Annotated in this window: 15 protein-coding genes and 1 tRNA gene; 9 read left to right on the top strand and 7 right to left on the bottom strand. The window is 67.0% G+C overall.

What is annotated here, in order from left to right:
• Positions 1 to 29: 29 nt before the first annotated feature.
• Positions 30 to 923, bottom strand: a complete 894-nt coding sequence (gene ubiA / locus LRM18_RS18445) for a 4-hydroxybenzoate octaprenyltransferase (protein WP_005411493.1) — start codon at positions 921 to 923, stop codon at positions 30 to 32.
• A 149-nt stretch (positions 924 to 1,072) separates the two neighbouring features.
• Between ubiA and LRM18_RS18440 the strand changes: the two genes are divergently transcribed.
• From LRM18_RS18440 to LRM18_RS18430, 3 genes are all read left to right on the top strand, one after another.
• Positions 1,073 to 1,149 (top strand) — tRNA-Arg (locus LRM18_RS18440).
• Between the two features lie 137 nt (positions 1,150 to 1,286).
• A complete protein-coding gene (locus LRM18_RS18435; protein ID WP_049468866.1) occupies positions 1,287 to 1,991 on the top strand; it encodes a DUF433 domain-containing protein in 705 nt (234 codons plus the stop codon).
• Complete coding sequence (locus tag LRM18_RS18430) at positions 1,988 to 2,401, top strand: DUF5615 family PIN-like protein (RefSeq protein WP_154331344.1); 414 nt, start codon at positions 1,988 to 1,990, stop codon at positions 2,399 to 2,401. The genes LRM18_RS18435 and LRM18_RS18430 overlap by 4 nt, the downstream gene beginning before the upstream one ends.
• Before the next feature lie 12 nt (positions 2,402 to 2,413).
• Here the strand turns inward: LRM18_RS18430 and LRM18_RS18425 are convergent, their stop codons facing one another.
• From LRM18_RS18425 to LRM18_RS18410, 4 genes are all read right to left on the bottom strand, one after another.
• On the bottom strand, positions 2,414 to 2,986 hold the full coding sequence (locus LRM18_RS18425) for a DKNYY domain-containing protein (RefSeq protein ID WP_154331345.1): 573 nt from the start codon (positions 2,984 to 2,986) through the stop codon (positions 2,414 to 2,416).
• Between the two features lie 38 nt (positions 2,987 to 3,024).
• Complete coding sequence (locus LRM18_RS18420) at positions 3,025 to 4,380, bottom strand: Gfo/Idh/MocA family oxidoreductase (protein WP_270955227.1); 1,356 nt, start codon at positions 4,378 to 4,380, stop codon at positions 3,025 to 3,027.
• 65 nt (positions 4,381 to 4,445) lie between these two features.
• Positions 4,446 to 7,421: a TonB-dependent receptor gene (locus LRM18_RS18415; protein ID WP_270955226.1), complete on the bottom strand. Its 2,976-nt coding sequence runs from the start codon at positions 7,419 to 7,421 to the stop codon at positions 4,446 to 4,448.
• A gap of 133 nt (positions 7,422 to 7,554) precedes the next feature.
• Positions 7,555 to 10,914, bottom strand: coding sequence for a TIM-barrel domain-containing protein (locus tag LRM18_RS18410; protein WP_270955225.1), 3,360 nt, complete (start codon positions 10,912 to 10,914; stop codon positions 7,555 to 7,557).
• Positions 10,915 to 11,236: 322 nt separating this feature from the next.
• On the opposite strand from LRM18_RS18410, the gene LRM18_RS18405 reads away from it, so the two are divergent.
• From LRM18_RS18405 to LRM18_RS18380, 6 genes are all read left to right on the top strand, one after another.
• Positions 11,237 to 12,391 (top strand): SIS domain-containing protein, encoded by a 1,155-nt coding sequence (locus LRM18_RS18405; protein WP_270955224.1) that lies wholly within the window; start codon positions 11,237 to 11,239, stop codon positions 12,389 to 12,391.
• Entirely contained in the window at positions 12,384 to 13,322 is a 939-nt protein-coding gene (locus LRM18_RS18400; protein WP_206631795.1) for an ROK family protein, read from the top strand. Before LRM18_RS18405 ends, LRM18_RS18400 begins: the two co-directional genes overlap by 8 nt.
• A 16-nt stretch (positions 13,323 to 13,338) precedes the next feature.
• Complete coding sequence (locus LRM18_RS18395) at positions 13,339 to 14,673, top strand: D-tagatose-bisphosphate aldolase, class II, non-catalytic subunit (RefSeq protein ID WP_270955223.1); 1,335 nt, start codon at positions 13,339 to 13,341, stop codon at positions 14,671 to 14,673.
• Positions 14,674 to 14,704: 31 nt separating this feature from the next.
• The gene (locus LRM18_RS18390) at positions 14,705 to 15,481 is read left to right on the top strand and encodes a DeoR family transcriptional regulator (RefSeq protein ID WP_049468965.1); all 777 of its coding nucleotides are present in this window, start codon (positions 14,705 to 14,707) and stop codon (positions 15,479 to 15,481) included.
• The gene (locus tag LRM18_RS18385) at positions 15,478 to 16,605 is read left to right on the top strand and encodes an amidohydrolase family protein (protein ID WP_270955222.1); all 1,128 of its coding nucleotides are present in this window, start codon (positions 15,478 to 15,480) and stop codon (positions 16,603 to 16,605) included. Before LRM18_RS18390 ends, LRM18_RS18385 begins: the two co-directional genes overlap by 4 nt.
• A 169-nt stretch (positions 16,606 to 16,774) precedes the next feature.
• Complete coding sequence (locus LRM18_RS18380; protein ID WP_270955221.1) at positions 16,775 to 18,577, top strand: MFS transporter; 1,803 nt, start codon at positions 16,775 to 16,777, stop codon at positions 18,575 to 18,577.
• 52 nt (positions 18,578 to 18,629) lie between these two features.
• Here LRM18_RS18380 and LRM18_RS18375 read toward each other — a convergent pair whose 3' ends face one another.
• Complete coding sequence (locus LRM18_RS18375; RefSeq protein ID WP_270955220.1) at positions 18,630 to 19,103, bottom strand: hypothetical protein; 474 nt, start codon at positions 19,101 to 19,103, stop codon at positions 18,630 to 18,632.
• Positions 19,100 to 19,651 carry an HdeD family acid-resistance protein gene (locus tag LRM18_RS18370; protein WP_270955219.1) on the bottom strand — a complete coding sequence of 184 codons (552 nt, stop codon included), beginning with the start codon at positions 19,649 to 19,651 and terminating at the stop codon, positions 19,100 to 19,102. Before LRM18_RS18370 ends, LRM18_RS18375 begins: the two co-directional genes overlap by 4 nt.
• Between the last annotated feature and the right edge of the window lie 33 nt (positions 19,652 to 19,684).

Below are 19,684 nucleotides of genomic sequence, written 5' to 3'. Positions count from 1 at the left end.
CCAGCGGCCGGCTCTACCAGGCATTGGGATCAACGCAGCGCCAGGTCCACGGCGATGCCGGCAAACAGCGCGGCACCCACCCAGTTGTTGTGCAGGAACGCCTTGAAACAGGGACCGCGCTCGCGATTGCGGCAGATCCAGAACTCGTACACCACCAGCGCGGTGGCCACAGCCACGCCGGCGAGGTAGTACCCGCCCAGCCCGCCACGCACGCCGACCAGCGCCATCGTGGCCAGGAACAGTGCGTACAGCACGCCCTGGATGACCAGGTCGAGATCACCGAACAGGATCGCGGTGGAGTGCGAGCCCATCTTCAGGTCGTCCTCGCGGTCGACCATGGCGTACCAGGTGTCGTAGGCGGTGGACCACAGGATGTTGCCGGCATACAGCAGCCAGCCCAGCATCGGCACCTCGCCCTGCACGGCGGCGAACGCCATCGGGATGCCCCAGCCGAACGACATGCCCAGGTAGACCTGCGGCAGATGGGTGTAGCGCTTCAGGTACGGATAGCTGGCGGCCAGGAACACGCCGATGAAGCTCAGGCCGATGGTCAGCCCGTTCAGGGTCAGCACCAGGCCGAACGCCACCAGCATCAGCACGGCGAACAGCGCCAGCGCGGCGCGGCCGCTGATCGCACCGGTGGCCAGCGGACGCGCCTTGGTGCGCTCTACATGCGGGTCGAGCCAGCGGTCGGCGTAGTCATTGATGACGCAACCGGCCGAGCGGGTCAGCCACACGCCGGCGGTGAACACGAACAGCGTCCACAGCGGCGGCAGGCCGCCCGCGGCCAGCCACAACGCCCACCAGGTGGGCCACAGCAGCAACAGCGTGCCGATCGGGCGATCAGCGCGCATCAGACTCCAGTAATGCCGCCAACGCGGCGTCGCCGGCGACTGCGGCGAAGTGAGGGGGGTATCAGCCATGGCGATAGGATACTCCTGCCCCTACGGCAGGGCTTTGCCGGTGGGGGGAGATTTGTTCGGCGAAACTGGATAGAATGCCCGTCCCGCACCGCCTCATGGCGCTGCGATGCCCGCCACGGCACTGGCCGACGGCGCGGCGGTTCTACAACGCGCCCGTAGCTCAGCCGGATAGAGTAGTGGCTTCCGAAGCCATTGGTCGGGGGTTCGAATCCCTCCGGGCGCGCCATCTTCTTGTCGGCTTCGGCCTGCCACTCACCCGGCAGATTCGCCCGCGCATGTCTCCGTTCTCAGTTTATGAGCCCCGCAGGGCGCAGAATGTGACTCTGTACTCCAGCTCCATTCCGATTGAGTAGACTCGGCGCCATGGGTATCGCCTTGCCAGCACAGGACAGCCTCGGCGTCGGTCTCTATTCCTACGCCGATGCCGCGCGCTTCATTGGCGGCAGCTCGTCGGAACTGCGCCGGTGGCTGAAGGGCTACCATGGCCGGAAGCACGGGAAGCCGGAAGCCCACCCTCCCCTGTGGAAGTCGCAATGGGCTGATTCAGAGATCGACGGCATTGGCTTTCGCGATCTGATCGAGCTGCGCTTCGTCCGCACATTCGTCGCATGTGGCGTGCCACTCAACCTGGTGCGGCGAACCATTGTCGAGCTGAACGAGCGGCTCGGTAAGGAGTACCCCTTCACCAGCACGAGCTTCAAGACCGATGGGCGCCGCATTTTCATGGAGCTCGTGGGCGACAGCGGCGATGCCGCACTGGTGGATGTGGTGAAGCGCCAGGACGTGATGCGCAAGGTCATCGCACCTTCGCTGCGTGACGGCATCGAACTGGGCATCGATGATCGAGCCGAACGATGGTTCCCACTGAAGGGATCCCGCGCGGTGGTATTTGATCCACAGCGCAGTTTTGGTCAGCCCATCCTTGCCGAATCGGGCGTTCCTACCATCGCCATTGTCGAGGCGCTGCGCGCCGAAGGTGGCGACGAGCGTCGCGTGGCCAGGCTGTATGACCTACCTCTGACTGCAGTGAAGAAAGCACTGCAGTTCGAGAATCGAGCCGCGCCTTGAAGGCGCAGATCGATGAGAATCTTCCGCCCGCGCTGGCCCGGGCCATCGACGCCATTGCAGGAACGGACGAACACGAAGTCTTCCACGTAAGGGAGTTCGTGATGCCCGGTACTACTGACCTGGAGCTCTTCGACGCGGCCACCCAGCGTGGCATCCGCGTACACGTTACCCAGGATCATCATCATCGCAAGCCCGCAGAGCGCGAGGCGATCGCACGCCTCGGCCTGACCGTATTCGTTCTGGCCAAGGGCTGGAGCACGTTCAATCACTACGAGCGCGCAGCGCGGCTTCTGGAGTGGTGGCCCAAGATGATGCAGCAGGCCGAACTCGTGCAACCTGGTGCAATGTTCCGCGTACCGCATGCCAGGGCGTCTGGGGGACGGCTGACGCAGATCAAGTTGTCGCGGTAACCGCTTCGCGCGTCAGCTCTGATCATCCGTGAGACCATGCTGTGCACGCAGCATCGGGTCGGTCTCGATCATGAACATACGGAACAGGTGTTTATGGTGTCGCGACCAGCTCCTCTGCAACAGACGCCACGACGCCGCATCCACGCGCGGCAGCTTCCGTTCCAAGTAGTAAACACGGCTGCCATCGCCCGAGAAGTGTCCGCCCAGCAAACGCCAGCGCGCGTGATCCACGCCGGGCAGAGGCTTCCCGTCGCAATAGACGCTGCTGTCGTCAACGGCGTACAGCGGATCCTGCGGGATTGTCTGCAGCAGGTCGCCGCGCAGGCAATGCTTCATGCGTCGGCCGCAGTACCAGCCGCCGTGATCGTCGGCACCGTAGCCGCCCATACTGCGGAAGGTGGCGCAGTTGGCCTCGGCCAAGGCTTTCAGCGAAGTCCCGTATTCGAAGTAGACATTGCGCTTGTTCAGCCAGTAATCACTGCACTGGCGGAAGCTGTCGCGGTCAATCGCGGGTGGAAAGACAGCCAAGCGTGGTTTCGGCTCTATGGATGCCAATGCATCAATGCAAACAGAAACGCCGGGCATCGCCCGGCATTTCAGTCACCGCATGGAAGGGGTAAACCTCAGTACTTGCCGTCAAACGCAAATATCGGCTTGCGCGTCTTCCACGCACCAGCAGTAAAGTCGGGGAACTCCAGCGTCTGGAAACCGTTGGCGATCGACTGCTCGCTCAACGGGGTGATCGCACTCCAGGTCACTGCATCATAGATGTCGATCGGCATCGGTGCCTTGGCCTTCAGCGCTTCAACAAATGCATGGATGACGAACCAGTCCATGCCGCCGTGGCCGGCGCTGGCGGCGGTGTCGGCGTTCTGTTTCCACAGCGGATGCTCGTACTCGTCCTGGTACTTCTTGAACTCTTCCCACTGGTGCGGCGGGCTGCGGCCTTCGATGTGGATCGAATGGTTCACGTCCATCCACAGGCCCTTGGTGCCCTGCACGCGGAAACCCATCGAGTACGGGCGCGGCAACGAGGTGTCGTGCTGCAGCAGGATGGTCTCGCCGTTCTCGCAGGCCAGCGTGGTGGTGACGATATCGCCCAGCTTGAACTTCACCTGGGTGCTGGGGTGGGTGGTGCCGCCACTCTTGGCCACGGTGTATTCGTGCAGGCCACGCGCCTTGGTCGCGAAAGCGTTGATGTGGGTGAAGCGGTTGCCACGGTTGATGCCGGTGTACATCGCGCACGGGCCGATGCCGTGGCTGGGATACAGCTCGCCATTGCGTTCCACCGAATGCTCGGTGCGCCAGCGTGCTTCGCTCCAGCCCTTGGGACCGAATTCCACGCCGCTGTCATACGGCTGGTTCGGGTCACCGGAATTGAATTTCACGCCGCGCAGGTCGTGCTGGTAGCCGGCCTGCAGATGCACCAGCTCGCCGAACAGCCCCTGGCGCACCATCTGCAATGCCGCCATCACGTCGCGGCGGTAGCAGACGTTCTCCAGCAGCATGTACGGGGTGCCGGTGCTCAGCTGGGTCTTCAGCACGTCCCAGTGGTCCTGCAGGGTGATGCCGGCCACCACTTCGCAGCCCACGGCTACACCGGCCTGCATCGCGGCAATCGCCATCGGTGCGTGGTATTCCCACGGCGTGGCGATGATCACGCCATCGATGCCCTTCTGTTCCAGCAGGCGCTTCCAGGCATGGGTATCACGATCCTGGCCATAGGTCTTCGGCGCCGGCTTGCCCGCCTTGGCCACCATCTCTGTGGCACGGCCCAGCATGATCGGCTCGATATCGCAGAGGGCGACCACTTCGACGTCGTCGCGGCGCACCAGCTCCTTCAGCAGCACCAGCCCGCGCATGCCGGTGCCGATCATGGCCAGGCGCACCTTGCGCCCGCGTGCCCAGGCCGGGCTCTGCGGCAGCAGGCTGCTGGCGGCGACAGCGGCGCTGGCCGCGATGAATTCCCTACGCTTCATGGCAGACATCTCTCCTCTTGGCAGCGTGCCGGCCACAGCCGGCACGCCAGGTCACGCAAACGGAATTACTTGAACCGGTAGCCGATGGTCACACTGTAACCACGGCCGAAGATGGTTGCGTAGTCACTGGAGTCACCCAGGAAGCTGTTCGGGTCGTAGAACGGCAGGCGGTTGAACAGGTTCTTGACGGTGAAGCTCAGGTTCCAGGCATCATCCGGGCGCCAGGTGACGCTCATGTTGGCGGTCCACCACGACGGTGCACCATCGCACTTGCTCTTCTGCAGGGCCAGGTAGCCGCCGGTGCAGGTTTCCTTGTTGTTGCTCTCTTCGTCGATCTGGTCGGTGGCCCACTTGGTGCCGCCGACGTAGTTGACGAACATGCTGGTGGTCACCTGCTTGTAGGTCCAGTCGGCATTGAGCGTGGCGCGCAGGCGCGGGTTGTTGTAGTAGCCCACCACGTCGCCGTAGTACCAGCCGTTCTCCGCGTCCATGTAGAAGCGGTTGCGGTTGGCGATGGTGGCGGCCAGCCCGATGTTCAGGTTGCCCCAGTCGCCCAGCGAGAAGCGGCTGCGTGCGTCGATGTCGAAGCCGTCGATCAGCGTCTTGCCACGGTTCTTGTACTGGCCCACCACGCTGGCCACGTTGCCGGCCGAATAACCCGGCAGCACCGACGGGCAGCTCACGCCGCTGGCCGGATCGGCGCACATTGCCGCCAGCTGCGCCAGGTTGGCACGGTCGCTGTCGGTGATCGGCGAGCGCGACATCGAGATGATGTCTTCCATGCGGCGATAGTCCGGCGCGACGATTTCATTGTTGCGGTAGATGAACCAGTAGTCGGCCGACACCGACAGCCAGCTGGCCGGCTCGTAGACGAAGCCGAGGGTGGCGATCTTCGCCTTCTCCGGCTTCAGGTCCTTGTTCGGCTGGGTCATGCGTGCCACGGTGCGGCTGCAATCGACGTTCAGCAGGCTCTTGCCCAGATCGACATCGCCCGGCCGCTGCGACTTCAGCAGCAGGTTGGCGATGGCATTGGTCTCGCCGCAGCGCAGTTCGTCACGGAAGCCACCGAGCTGTGCGAACACGCCGCCATTTCCGGACTCGGCCAGGCTCGGTGCGCGGAAGCCGGTGGAATAGGTGCCGCGCAGCATCAGCTGGTCGAACGCCTGGTACTTGAAGCCGATCTTCGGCGCGACGTTGGCGCTGAAGTTCGGGTACTTGTCCACGCGGACCGCCGCATCCAGTTCCAGCTTGTCGGTGATCGGTGCCACGGTCTCGGCGAACAGCGCGTAGGTGTTGCGCTTGCCATCGAACCACGAGCCACCCTGCTGGGTGATCAGGCCGTTGGCCGCGTCGGCATTGCCCGGGGTGTAGAAGGTCTCACGGCTGGCATTGAAGCCGAACGCGGCGCGCATCTCGCCGGCCGGCAGCTGGAACAGCGGGCCTTCGATCTTGCCATCCAGGGTATGCAGGCGGGTCCACGACTGGATGTCGAAGGTCGGGAACGCTTCACGGATCAGCGCGGCGTTGGCTTCGCTGATCTCGCCGAACTTGTACGCCGGATGATCGGAGATGATCACCCGACCGGTGCCCGGATCGATCGTGTATGGGCCGAAGGCCTTCTCGAAGCCCTTGGTGTTGACGTTGATCGTCTGGTAGGTGGTGGAGTGGGTGCCAGCGCTGGCGAATGCGGTTTCCCAGTTCCAGTCACCCACATTGCCACGTGCGCCCGCCAGTACCCGGTAGCTCTTGTCAGTGTTGCGCTGGCCGAAGTAGTTCGGGCCGGCATCCTGCAGCAGGTAGTTCAGGCCGACCACCCCGCCCATCATTGCCTTCAGCTGCGGGCTGGCGTGGTTGTATTCGTTGTTGGGTCCCAGGAACGGGTACAGGAACTGATTGACGGTGTTGCCGGTATTGCGCGAGAACCAGCTGGTCGGGTTGCCGGTGGTGGTGCCGTAGGTGCGCGGCGTACCGCCGTTGGCGCGCAGGTCGATGTCGGTGTAGGTGGCCTCGGCAAAGATCTCGGTGTTGTCGCCGACCAGGAACGTGCCGTTGAGGTAGGCGGTGTTGCGCTCGGACTTGGCGCCGGCATCGATCTCGTTGTTCATCCAGGTTTCCCAGACGCAACGCGGGCCGGCCGCTTCACTGGTCAGCACGTTCCTGCAGCCCGGTGCAGCTTCCTGCACGCGGCGGCCGGTGACCGGATCGAACGCGAAGTAGGTACCCGGGTTGAACTCGCCCGGCTTGCTGCCCACGCCCAGGCGCAGGTTGTTGAGGTAGTTCGGGTTGTTGACGTAATACTGGTCGGGCCGCTTGTCGTAGAAGTCGCTGAGCGGAATCGCGTCGCGGCGGTACATGTTCACCGCGCCGTAGATGTTGAAGCGGTTCTCGGCCAGGTCACCGAAGCCGGCGGTGATGCTGGCCTGGCGCTCGCCGTAGGAGTCGATGCGCGAGGACGTATCGTTGGTGAAGCTGACCTCGGCACCCTGGAAGTTGCGCTTGGTGATCACGTTGATCACGCCGGCCACCGCGTCGGTGCCGTACACCGCCGAGGCGCCGTCGGTCAGCACTTCCATGCGCTCGATGGCGGCGGCGGGGATCGCATCGATGTTGACGAACTGGGTCTGGAAGCCGGCCGGTGCGCCGTAGTACGACAGGCGACGACCGTTCAGCAGGACCAGCGTGCCCTGCGCGCCGAGGCCACGCAGGTTGGCCTGCGAGGCACCGTCGGAACCGGTGAACAGCGACCGCGCATCCTGCTGCGCCGGGCGTGCGGCCGGCAGGTTGTCGAGCACCTGCAGCAGCGTGCGCGCGCCCATGTTCTGGATGTCCTGCTTGCTGATCACCTGCACCGGCGAGGCGGTTTCAACGTCGGTGCGGCGGATGTTGGAGCCGGTGACCTCGATGCGGGCCAGGTCAGTGGCCTTGTCCTTGCTCTCCTGGGCGAAGCCAGGAACGGCAACCGACAGCAGCACGCCGGCGATGGCCAGCGACAGCGGAGCGATCGAACGACAGGGGGGGCGGTGGTGGCGGGCGGGCAACATCGGGGTTCTCTCCTGGCAGGGGTGCAGCGCGATAAGTGAGCGCGTGGGCGTTCGGCGGGCAAAACGCTCCCGGGCCACGGCCACCAGGGCCATGGTCGGAATGGGCGGGGGGAGGAGCGGTGTTACGAGGGGGTCATGGGGCGACGATGCTGGCGGAGTCGCCCTCCTGGCCGATCAGTACGGCGTTGGCCCAGTTGGCGCAGACCTGGGCGGGTTGGCTGCCCTGCGCACCCAGCGTGCGCAGGCTCAGGGTGGAAAGGCCACGGATGTCCAGCTCCGGCTTGACCACGCCGGGCGCCTTCACCAGGCCGCTGTCGTACAGCAGGCGGTTGTCGCCCCAGACCTGGAACTGCAGGCCACCGGCGTTGCGGCAGGCGTCATCGATGCCGAGATCGGCGCGCAGCAGGTGCCAGCCGCCCTGCAGGCGCAGGTCGATCCGGCTGTTGGCGCCAACACCCAGGCCCCGGCGGAACTGCAGGCCGTTCATGCGCATGCCGGCGTCGCCACGGAACGACTGGTCGGCGCGCAGCTGGCTGGCCAGCGCGGCCGGCACCGGCAGCTCGGAGAGATAGCGCTGCCGGGCCGGTCGTTCTGGTTCCTGGTGTTCGAGGATGTGGAAAGTGGACAGCGCGATCGGGCCGACGTCGCGCGGCTGCAGTGCATCGAACGCGCGGGCGCTGCCCTGGGCGGCGGTGACCATCGGGTCGGTGCTGCTGGCGCCGTCGCCTTCCGGGTTCTGCACGCTCAGTACGCGGAAGCGCAGCAGGCGGCCGGCATGCGCCGGGAAGTCGATGCGCTGCACGCCCTCCTTCAACTGCAGGCGGCCGCGGGCGATCGGCTCGCCCCACTCACCGTTGCTGTCGCCCAGGTACACCTCATAGTCGCGTACCTGGCCATGCTTCCAGTTCTTGTCGTTGCGTGGCGCGATGTCGATGCCATCGATCATCTTCCGCTCACCGAAGCCGATCACCCACTCGTGGGCGCCGGTGCGCACGGCCTGGTTGCGCACACTACGGAACCAGGTGGCCGGATCGTCGTCGAAGGCGTTCTCCAGTGCATGGCCGGGCTCTTCGGCCGGGCGGTTGACCACCAGCAGGCTGTCGGCCGGCAGTTCTCGGCCCAGCACCGGTGCGGCCGGGTAGGCATCATCGGCGGCCGCTGCCGCCACCGCGAAGTCCAGCTGCAGCTGCAGCGGCTGGCGGATGTCCTGGGTGGCGGTACGCACATGCAGCGTGCCGCGGCGCTCCTTGGCATCGAAGTACCAGCCTTCGCTGGCGTTGTTGAGCGCTGCCGCATCGGCCAGCGCCGGCAGCGCGCGGCCACCGGCCTGCACCGCACGTGGTGCCTGCCGGCTGAGTACGCGCAGGCCGTAGCGGCGCTGGGCCAGCTGGCCGTTGTACTGGCCCTGCACGGCGTCGATCTGCACCTGCACCGGGCCACTGCCCTGCGCCGGCGCCTGCACGCGGATCTGCTGCGTGCTCGACTCACCCTGCTGGTAGCGGCGCGTGTTGCCATCGTCTTCGTACAACGTGTACTGCGAATCACCCTGCGGGTACAGGTCGAAGGTCACTTCATCGAGCGGTTTTTCGCCATCGAACAGCATCGACGGGTACATCGGCAGGATCGCACCGGCACGCACGAACACCGGCAGCGTGGCCAGGTCCACCTGGCGGTCCAGCTGGCGGCCGTCGGCACCGGCCTGCACGCGACGGCCATCCCAGTAGTCGATCCAGCCGCCGGCCGGCAGGTGGATGTCGCGGCGCCAGCCACGGCTGGCCGCCTGGCTGCGGTACACCGGCGCCACCAGCAGGTCGCGGCCGAGCAGGAACTGGTATTTGTAGGTCTCATCCTGCGCATGCGGATCGCGCGGGTGGTCCCACATCAGGCCACGCACCGGCGGTGCGCCGGTCTGCGCGGCCTCGTGCACCAGCCCATACATGTATGGCGTCAGGCGCATCTTCAGCTTCAGGTAGTCGCGGTTGATGCTGCGGTAGGGCTCGTCATACCACCAGGGGTGCTTGCGCGCGTTCGACGACCAGCCGCTCATGCCCATCAGCACCGGGGTGAACGCCTTCCACTGCAGGTCGCGGGTGAAGGTCTCGGCGCTGCCGCCGAAGATCGCATCGACGTCGCCACTCGCGTAGGCCATGCCGGACAGTCCCGAACCGACCAGGGTCGGCACGTGCCAGCGGATGTAGTCCCAGCTGCTGCTCTGGTCACCGGTCCACGCTACGGCGTAGCGCTGGATGCCGGCCCAACCCATTACCGTCCACAGGAACGGGCGCGAATCGGAGTTGTCGAGGATGCCGTTGAACGCCTGGCGGTTGGCGTCCATCGCGAACTGGTAGCCCTTGCCGGTCCAGGCCACGTCCAGCTTCTGCACGCGGCTGCCGGCCTTGCCCACTTCCCAGGCGATCTTGTCGACGCCGTTCTCGGTCCACAGGCCAGTGCGGAAACCGTAGCCGGCCAGCCCCTTCACCGTTTCCGGCAACTGCTTGTAGCCGCAGCCGTAGCCATCGTTGGGCAGGATCCAGCCACCGGGCATGTCGTGGGCGCGGTACTGCTTGGCCACGCTGTCGATCACATCGGGCGTGGTGCCGGTCGGGCCGTCGCTCCAGCCTTCGGGCACGGTGCCGGGCTTCTTGCTGTTGTCGCCGTCGTTGTAGCAATCGGCATCGCCGTAGGACAGCGCCCAGCGCGCGACCATGTTCGGGCGGCCGGTCAGCTGGGTATAGCGTTCGATCAGCTTGGGCAGGTCCGCGCCGACGAAGTAGTAGGCATCGAAGCGGTCTTCGCGATGCAGCAGCGTGGCCTGGTCGCTCTGGCGCAGGTCGTAGCTGCCATCGCTCCAGGTATTGCGCAGCATGCCCCAGCCACGGCTGCTGAGCAGCATCGGCGCCGGGCTCGGCCGATCACCTTCTTCCCAGCCACCGGAATAGGACACGTCCAGCTCGCGGCCCTTGAACTGGTAACGGCCGTTCTGCTGGCCACCACCGAAGTAGCCCTCATCGGCCTGCGAGGACAGCACCTGCACGCTCTGCGTGGCATCCAGGTCCAGCGGCTGCAGTTCCTGCCACAGCGCGGTGGGCTGGCCGTTGTCCAGCCGTTCCAGGCGCAGGCGCAGCGGCTGCCGCTGTACGTGCAGCACCAACGCGTCGGTGCGCACGCGGATTTCCTGCGCGTCTTCTTCCAGCTGTGCCTGCACGTTCGCCTTGGGCTGTGGCAGCACGATCGGTGCGGCCTTGTCGCCGGCGCCGGTCAGCGTGCCGTTGCGGCCGGCCTGCACGCGGATGATGTCGGTGGCCGGCAGTTCGATGCGGATCCGCGCGCCCTTGTCGGTCTGCAGGTCCCAGCCCTGCACGCCGTCGCGGCTGTCGCTGGCGCTGACCGAACGCAGGTTGCCGACCGGCTCGGCCCGGGACGGCATGGACGCCAGCATCAGTGCCGGCAACAGGGCCAGCATCAGCGGCGAGCGACGAACGCAGTTTTCCACGCGGACTCCCAACCCGTTCACCGGGCGTTTCGAAAGCGGTTGGGCCGACTCTAGGGCAGCGATTCGAAAGATGTCAACAAATTGAAAGGAAAAAGGAAGATATATTCCAGTGAAACGAAAGTTGTTGCGTTGCAGTACTTTGTGTAAGCGCTTGCAGGCGCCTGTTAAGCATTGTGCGATACGGCATTCCGCCCACCCTTTCGTTTTCCTGCGGTCGGTGCGCCGGGAAAAGTCGCCCACCCGTTTTCTTTCTTTTTACTTTCGATGTTTGACATTTCGAAAGAAAACGCAGATGGTGCGCTGGCCTAACTGGAACCTCCGAATGGACGCCACCCTGCTTTCCGATGTCCCCGCCTGGCAGCGCCTGGGCGGAGCCGATACCGCTACCGAAATCGCCCAGCAGCCTGCGCTGTGGGAAGCCCTTGCGCTGGACCTGTCGCGTGCCCGCGACCGCCTGCAGGCCTTCCTTGGCGACAGCCTCAACGACCCCCACCAGCGCGTGCTGTTCACCGGCGCTGGCAGCTCCGGCTTCATCGCCGAGATGGTGGCCGACGCGATCAACGCGCAGTGGCCGGCCGAGGTGCGCGTGGTGCACACCACCAGCCTGCTGACCCACCCGGCGCTGTACCTGCAGCGCGACCGCCCGACCCTGCTGGTCTCGTTCGGCCGCAGCGGTTCCAGCCCGGAAAGCGTGGCAGCGGTGGATCGCGTGCGCAGCGACGTGGATGACGCGCGCTTCCTCGACATCACCTGCAACGCCGATGGCGAACTGGCCCGCCGCGGCGCCGGTCGTGCCGATACCTGCACCCTGCTGATGCCGTCGGCCAGCTGCGACCGCGCCTTCGCCATGACCAGCAGCCTGACCTGCATGCTGCTGGCCGCACTGACGGTGTTCGATCGCTCTCCGTGGGATGCGCGCGTGGCGCGCCTGAAGCAGATCGCCGCGCTGGCCCGCGAAGGCCAGGCACAGTGGGATGCACCGGTGGCCGCGCTGGCGCAGCGCCCGTTCAACCGTGTGATCTACCTCGGCAGTGGCCCGCTGGAAGCGCTGGCGCGCGAGTGCGCGCTGAAGGTGCTGGAACTGACCGCCGGCCGCGTGCTGGCACTGGCCAACACACCGCTGGGCTTCCGCCATGGCCCCAAGTCGACGCTGGATGGCAACACCCTGGTCGTGGTGCTGCGCAGCGTGCAGCCACTGGCGCGCCGCTACGAGCAGGACCTGCTGGAAGAGCTGCGCCGCGACGGCGTAGCGGGCCAGGTGCTGGCGATCGGCCCGCATTCGGACATCGGCGCCGACGACGACTACACCGTCAGCGTGCCGCCGCTGGACGATCCGTGGCTGGCGCCGGTGTGGCTGGGCTTTGCGCAGCTGTTCGCACTGCAGCGCTCGGCCGCGCTGGGACTGACCCCGGACAACCCGTTCCCGGACGGCACCGTCAACCGCGTCGTCAAGGGCGTCACCATCCACCATGGCTGAGCTGATCGCCCACGCCTGCTATGGCATCGACATCGGTGGCACCAAGATCGAGCTGGTGGCATGCGATGCGGCGATGCAGGTCACCTGGCGCCGCCGCGTGGCCACCCCACAGGGTGACTACGACGGCTTCCTGCAGGCGGTGGTGGCGCTGGTCGCCGAGGCGGACGCTGCCCTCGGCCGCAGCGATGCGCCCATCGGCATCGCCCTGCCCGGCGTGCGCGACCGCCGCAGTGGCCGCCAGCTCAGCGCGAACGTGCCCGCACTGACCGGCCAATGCGTGGCGCAGGATCTGCAGGCGCGGCTGCAACGCCCACTGCATTTCGGCAACGACCTGCAGTGCTTTGCCCTGTCTGAAGCGCACGGCGGCGCGGCTGACGGTTACCCCAGCATGTTCGGCGCCATCCTCGGCACCGGTGCCGGTGGCGGCTTCTGCCTGCAGGGCCGGCTGCTGTCCGGCTTCAACGGCCTGGCCGGCGAATGGGGCCACTGGAGCGTGCCCGGCCACCTGCTGCAGCGCCACGGCCTGCCGCTGCTGGACTGCGGGTGCGGCCTGCAGGGCTGCGTGGAGCGCTATGTCTCCGGCAGTGGCGTAGCAATGATCGAACGCCATCTCGGTGGCAGCGCCGCCGACGCCAGCGCGGTGATTGCCCTGGCCGAGGCCGGCGATGCGCGCGCGCGCCAGGCGCTGGACATCCATCGTGACCTGCTCGGCCACAGCCTGGCCGCGCTGGTGCTGGCGCTGGACCCGCATGTGATCGTGCTCGGCGGTGGCCTTTCGCAGTACGCGCCGCTGTACCAGCAGCTGCCAGCGGCCATCGCGGCCCATCTGTTCCATGGCGTGCAGGTACCACCAATCGTGCCGCCGCGTTTCGGCGATGCCGGTGGCGCACGCGGTGCCGCGCTGCTCGCCTGCCAACCCTCGTTTTCCTGATGTCCGGAGCCTGACCATGTCCCCGCTGCAGACCCTGCTTGCCTCCCACCGCGCCGGCGCCAACGTCGGCCTGTACAGCGTCTGCTGCAGCAACGAGCAGGTGCTGCGCGCCGCCATGCATGTGGCGCTGGCCCATGGCACCGTGCTGCTGATCGAGGCCACCTCCAACCAGGTCGACCAGTTCGGCGGCTACACCGGCATGACCCCGCCGCAGTACCGCGATTACGTCGGCGCCCTGGCCGATGAAGAAGGCTTCCCGCGCGAGCGGCTGATCCTAGGCGGCGACCACCTCGGCCCGAATGCCTGGCAGAAGCGCCCGGCTGCCGAAGCGATGACCCACGCGCGCGTGCTGATCGAAGCCTACGTCGCCGCCGGTTTCCACAAGATCCACCTGGACTGCAGCATGTCCTGCGCCGATGACCCGGTGCCGCTGCCCGATGCCGTCGTCGCCGCGCGTTCGGCCGAGCTGGCCGAGATTGCCGAACGCACCGCCGCCGAACACGGCCTGCCGCCGCCGGTCTACGTGATCGGTACCGAGGTGCCGATTCCCGGGGGTGAAGCCTCGCTGGCCGAGGGCCTGCAGGTGACCACGCCGGCCGCCGCCGCGCAGACCCTGGCCATCCACCAGCAGGCGTTCGATACGCCACAGCTGCGCGATGCATGGCAGCGCGTGATCGCGATGGTGGTGCAACCGGGCGTGGACTTCGACCACAGCGGCGTGCACGAGTACAACCCGGAGGCCGCCCATGCGCTGGCCGACTTCCTCGAGCGGCAGCCGCGCATCGTGTTCGAAGCGCACTCCACCGACTACCAGCGCGAAAGCGGCCTGCACGCCCTGGTGCGCGACCACTTCGCCATCCTCAAGGTCGGCCCGGCGGCCACCTTCGCCTATCGCGAAGCGCTGTTCGCGCTGGCTGCGATCGAGGCCGAACTGCTGCCGGCTGCACAATGCTCGCGCCTGCCGCAGGTGCTGGACGCGGTGATGGTGGCGCAGCCGAAGTACTGGCAGTCCTACTACCACGGCGATGACGCCACACTGCGCCTGCTGCGCAGCTACTCCTTCAGCGACCGCTGCCGTTACTACTGGGGCGAGCCGGCGCTGGTGCAGGCGGTGCAGACCCTGTTCGCCAACCTGGAACAGCACGCGCCGCCGCTGGTGCTGCTCAGCCAGTACCTGCCGGAGCAGTACCGCGCCGTGCGCGAGGGCACGCTGGCCAACACCCCCACCGCACTGGTCCAGCACCGCATCGGCCTGTGCCTGGGCGAATATGCCCGCGCCTGCAGCGGCAACCGCGCCGGTAACCGCAGGCACGACGCAGCTTCGGCTGCCGGCGTTCCTGCGAACGGCTAATCTCTACCTCCCCGCGAAACCGAGAATGGCCATGCGCAACACCCGCTCCCGCCGGCAACAGATCCTGCAGCTGCTGATCGAGCACGGCTCGGTGCAGGTGGCCGATCTGGTCGAGCGCTTCGGCGTGTCGGCGGTGACCATCCGTGCCGATCTGACCCACTTCGAGTCGCAGGGCCTGGCCAACCGTACCCACGGTGGTGCCACGCTGGTGCGCACCCCGCCACAGGAGCAGGACATCCACGAGAAGGATGCGCTGAACCTGCCACTGAAGGAGTCCATCGGCGCCTGTGCGGCGCGCCTGGTGCAGCCGGGCGACAACATCATCATCGACTCGGGCTCGACCACGATGACGCTGGCCCGCCACCTGCGCGCGCATCGCGACGTGACGGTGATGACCAATGGCCTGAACATCGCCTGGGAACTGGCCAACGCGCCGGGCATCAACGTGCTGCTGACCGGCGGCCTGCTGCGCCAGCAATCGCTCTCGCTGCAGGGCAGCCAGGCCGAAGCCAGCCTCAACTCGTACAGCTTCGATACCCTGTTCCTGGGCGTGGATGGCCTGGACCTGCAGTTCGGGCTGACCACCCATGACGAAGCCGAAGCCCGTCTCAACCACCGCATGGTCGAACGCGCGCGTCGCATCGTGGTGCTGACCGACGCCTCCAAGTTCGGCCGCGTCAGCCTGCACCGCATCGCCCGCCTGGACCAGATCCACGCCATCATCACCGACGCCGGCATCGACGACGCAACCCGCGAGGGACTGCAGCGGCTGGGCATCGACGTGATCATCGCCGAGCCTCCCGCATGACCGATACCCGTTCCCTGCACGCCCGCATCCTCACCCCACTGGGTTGGCGGCGCGGCCACGTCCATTTTGATTCGCATGTGCGCCAACTGCAGGTGGATGACCACAGCGGCGCTGATGACCCGCAGCTGCCGGTGATCCTGCCCGGCTTCATCGACCTGCATGTGCACGGTGCGGCCGGCGTGGACCTGATGCAGGGCGGCGACGTGGCGCGCACCATCGCCCGCACCCATCTGCGCTTCGGCACCACCACGCTGCTGGCCACCACCATGACCGCCGGCCTGGACGAGATCGCGCACGCGCTGCAGGGTGTGGCCGCCGCCATGGCCGCGCCCGACGCCGATGCGGCATGCATCGCCGGCGTGCATCTGGAAGGCCCCTTCATCAGCCCGCAGCGATTGGGCGCGCAACCCAACCGCACCCTCGAGGCGACGCTGGCGCTGGTACAGCAGCTGCACGCGCTGGCGCCGATCCGGGTGATGACACTGGCGCCGGAAATCGGCGAGCACACCGCGCTGATTCCCGCACTGTCGGCACTGGGCATCCGCGTGCAGCTCGGCCACAGTGCGGGCACTTACGAAGAGGGCGTGGCTGCCCTGCAAGCGGGTGCCTCCGGCTTCACCCACCTGTTCAACGGCATGACCGGCGTCGATCACTATCGCCCAGGGATCGCTGCGGCCGCGCTGGCGCATGCGCAGTACGCCGAGATCATTCCCGACCTGCAGCACATCCACCCCGGTGTGATCCGCCTGGCTGCGCGCGCGATCCCGCGCCTGTACGCGGTGACCGATGCCACTGCCGCCACCGGCATGCCCGATGGCGAGTACGCACTGGGCGAGCAGCGCGTGCACAAGTGTGGCGGTTGCGTGCGCCTGGCCACCGGCTCGCTGGCCGGCAGCGCGCTGACCATGGACCAGGCACTGCGGAACCTGGTGTGCGTCGGCCTGGACCTGGCCGATGCCTCGCAGCGCGTTTCCACCTTCCCGGCCGACTACCTGGGCCTGGGCGATCGCGGCCGCATCGCGCCCGACGCCCGCGCCGACCTGGTGGTGCTGGACGCCGAGCTGCGCCTGCAGCAGGTGGTGGTCGGTGGGCGGGTAGTCGATCTGAACGCCGCAGACGCTTGATAGCTGCGTTCTTGTAGAGCCGAGCCATGCTCGGCTGCTTTTCGTACCGACATCGATGACGTCCGCGCCGTGCTTCGCGCGGCAAGCCGAGCATGGCCCGGCTCTACATGAAGCGCGCAAGCAAAATGCCCCAGCCACGCACCATCCCCGTTATTCCAGGAATACGCCGATGACCGCAGCCGTCGCACCTGCCGTACCCGCTTCCCCCACCCCGCGCTGGCCCGTGCGCTACCTGCTCTTCATCGGCGGCCTCGGTGGCCTGCTGTACGGCATCGACATCGGCATCATCGCCGGTGCCCTGCCCTACCTGGAAGCAACGGCCAGCCACGCCTGGCAGCTCAGCAGCCAGCAGCTCGGCTTCGTGGTGGCGGCGGTACTGCTGGGCAGCGTGCTGTCCTCGCTGTTCGCCGGCATGGTCGCCGACCTGATCGGTCGCCGCGGTGCGATGCTGCTGGCCGGCCTGCTGTTCACCGCCTCCATCCCGATCATGGCGCTGGCCTCCGGCTACACGCCGCTGCTGCTGGGCCGCCTGCTTCAAGGCGTCAGCGGTGGCCTGATCGGCGTGGTGGTGCCACTGTACCTGGCCGAGGTCCTCAGTCCCGAGCGACGTGGCCGGGGTGCGGCAATGTTCCAGCTGCTGCTGACCATCGGCCTGGTGCTGGCCGCACTGATCGGGCTGTACCACGCACATGCGGTGGATGCCGCCGCCGAAGCGGTGCGCTCGCTGCCGCTGGCACAGCAGGCGCAGGAACTGTTCACGGTGAAGGATCATGCCTGGCGCACCATCTTCTGGAGTTGCCTGGCGCCGGGCCTGTTGTTCTGCGCGGGCATTTTCTGGCTGTCCGAATCGCCGCGCTGGCTGGTGCGTCGCGGTCGCATCGACGACGCCCGCCGCAGCCTGCAGCGTGTGCTTCCTAGCGCAGACGTCGAGCCCACGCTGGCCCAGATCCAGGCGCCGGAATCGAGCAGCAGCGACGGCAGGCGCGACCCCCTGCTCAGCCGCCGCTATGTGGTGCCGTTCCTGCTGGCCTGCGTGGTGCTGGCCTGCACCCAGGCCACCGGCATCAACTCGGTGCTGGCCTACGCGGTGAACATCCTCAACCAGGCCGGCCTGTCCGGCTCGGTCGCCAACGGCGCCGACGTGGCAATCAAGCTGCTCAACGCGGTGATGACCGTGGTCGCCCTGCTGCTGGTCGACCGCAAAGGCCGCAAGTTCCTGCTGATGCTCGGCAGCGGCGGCATCTGCGTGGCCCTGCTGGCCGCCGCCACCCTGTTCTTCCAGGCCGAGCGCGGCCGTGCTGACGTGCAGCCGCAGCTGCAGGCGGCGGTCAGCGGCGACGGCCTGCAGCTGGTGCTGGACGACGCGCAGTGGCAGCGCCTGGGCAATGGCATCGACAGCCAGGGCCGGCCGATGCAGCTGACCGTGTCGTACGCCTATGGTGACTTCACCAATGTGCGCGCCCTGCGCAGCGACAACCTGACTGATCGCGAGCTGCGCATCGAGCGCGCCGGCACCGTGCAGGCCGACAGCGTGATCGGTGCCTTCTTCCGCAAACTGCATCTGAACCCGTTTGCCGACCCGGCCAGTGCCGCGCAGGCACCGCTGCGCATCGAACAGGCCCGTATCGGCCCGGTACCGCCGCCGGCCCATGGCTGGGCGGTCGCTGCCTGCATCCTGGTGTTCGTCGCGTTCTTCGCGGTCGGCCCCGGCGTGTGCGTGTGGCTGGCGCTGTCAGAACTGATGCCCAACCGCATCCGCTCCAACGGCATGAGCATCGCCCTGCTGATCAACCAGTTCGTGTCGACCACCATCGCCGCGATCTTCCTGCCGACGGTGGGCCACTACGGCTACGCCAGCATGTTCGTGTTCTGGGCGGCGTGCACCTTCGTGTTCTTCCTGGTGGCCGCGTTCTGGCTGCCGGAGACCAAGGGCAAGTCACTGGAGGAGATCGAGGCACGGTTCGCACGGTAGCGGTCGACCTTGGTCGACCTCCGCGCGTAGCGCGGTGGTGTTGGCGCACCCGTCACTGACCGGTGATGTGCCTGGCCAGCGCCTGCGCCTCGGCAACGCTCGGCAGCCCGCTCAGCATCATCGATGCCCCGAACGGGCCTTTCACCGTCGCCACCATCAGCACGCGGCCATCCACGCTGATCGCCGCTCGCTGGCCGACCAGTGCTGCCGTGCCATCGTGGATGCGCTCGTGCGCTTCGGGTCGATAGCGGATCTGCAGGCCAGGTTGCTTGTCCTGATCCAGCACGTAGCGCACATCAGCGATGTCGGCGCTGCCGGCAATCGGCGGCTCGCGCAGGGCCAGGGTTTCACCTTGCCAGCGCGCCGGAGTGCCGTTGCCGGCCGCATCGACCGCGCTCAGGCGCACGTCCACACCGGCGCGCGGCGGCTGATCCTTGCCACCGGTCAGCGCGTGCGGAAGGCCACCCGGCGCGCAACCGCTCAGGGCCAGTGCCACCCCCAGCAACAACGATGGCACCGCCCTCATTTCAGCTTCCGCAGCTTGAACGCCACCAGCACCTGCAGCAGCCCGTACAGCAGGCTGCCAATGCCGATCCACAGCGTGGTCACCGCCACGCCTGCATACGGGTTGGCCGCGAACAGCAGCCCCAGCGTCACCGCCAGCACGCCACTGAGGATCAGCAGCCACTCGCCCTGGATCTGCTTGCGCACGCGAATGGCGAAGACGATGCGATAGATGCCGGCCACCAGCAGCCATGCCGCCAGGAACAGCACCAGCACGCTGGCGGTGGCCAGCGGGTTGATCACCGCCAGGATGCCGAAGCCCAGCGAGGCGATGGCATACAGCGCCAGCCAGCCGCGCGAGGCACCGCTGCCGCCGCTGATCAGTGCGAACAGGCTGATGACGCCTTCGATGATGGCCATCACGCCGAGCGTCCACGCCAATGCCATGGCCGCGGACAGCGGCCAACCGATGGCGATGATGCCGAAGCCGAGTGCGACCAGGCCATACAGCAGCAGGATCCACCAGCTGCGGCCAACCGCCGACAACAAGGGAGACAGGGGGGAATTCATGGCCACTCCTTCGATCCGGAATCGGCTTCATCC

It is taken from the genome of Stenotrophomonas sp. PI_27, assembly GCF_027854495.1.
Taxonomy (GTDB): domain Bacteria; phylum Pseudomonadota; class Gammaproteobacteria; order Xanthomonadales; family Xanthomonadaceae; genus Stenotrophomonas; species Stenotrophomonas pavanii.
The sequence above is the reverse complement of the archived record's forward strand: the minus strand, read 5'-3'. Positions and strand labels throughout refer to the sequence as shown.